Origin of the sequence: Mesorhizobium sp. M0293 (assembly GCF_040321735.1) — a bacterium.
GTDB lineage: Bacteria > Pseudomonadota > Alphaproteobacteria > Rhizobiales > Rhizobiaceae > Mesorhizobium.
In genome coordinates this window covers 1-647 of record NZ_JAMYSA010000316.1, presented here as the reverse complement: position 1 = coordinate 647, position 647 = coordinate 1, and the positions used below count along the sequence as shown (strand labels likewise).

Below are 647 nucleotides of genomic sequence, written 5' to 3'. Positions count from 1 at the left end.
AAAGTTAAAAAACGGGTCTGGGTATTCTTTGCTGAAGGACAGCGTTCCCTGCCCCATCCCCACTACCGAAAAAGATGCGCACCGCGCCGCTTCCTCGAAACCGACATTACCCATGAGGCGGCGGCGTTCAACCACGATCGTACCGGCGAAAGGACTATTCGGCTGCTATGCCCGGCCTGTGTTGCAGAAACGTCACGATTTGGCCTCACTTAGAAAGCTCTCGTTAACCGTCAGGCCCGCCGCAACCCCTTGTTTGCTGCCGAATCCGGCGATCGGTCGACGGAATCGTGGCCAAGCCCCGAGTCGCTAGCCAGGAAACTGCCGCAGAACCGCCGCATCCATGGAAAGCCGCGGTTCGGTGCGTTCTTATTTTTTCAGATAATGACGCGCGCTTGTTGATTGTGCCGGCGCTTTCTTCATCCAGCGGCGCAACGGAGAGGTGGTCGAAGGCGCTCCCCTGCTAAGGGAGTAGAGGTCAAAAGCTTCTCGTGGGTTCGAATCCCATCCTCTCCGCCCCTTCTGCCTGCTTGAAGACGGGCTTCCAAAAATTACCTCATTAAAACAGGCTGATAGCTGGGTATCCCGCTGCCATCGCCGCGCGATTCGGCGCCAAAATGCTCCGGAAACACCGCTGTTTTGTTCGATTC

General features: G+C 56.7%; 1 protein-coding gene and 1 tRNA gene. Both read left to right on the top strand.

Going from position 1 to position 647, the window contains the following annotated elements:
- On the top strand, window positions 1–213 hold a 213-nt coding region (locus NKJ06_RS35665; protein ID WP_352812627.1), incomplete at its 5' end, for a hypothetical protein.
- Between the two features lie 220 nt (window positions 214–433).
- Window positions 434–513, top strand: a tRNA-Ser gene (locus NKJ06_RS35660).
- Window positions 514–647: the final 134 nt, after the last annotated feature.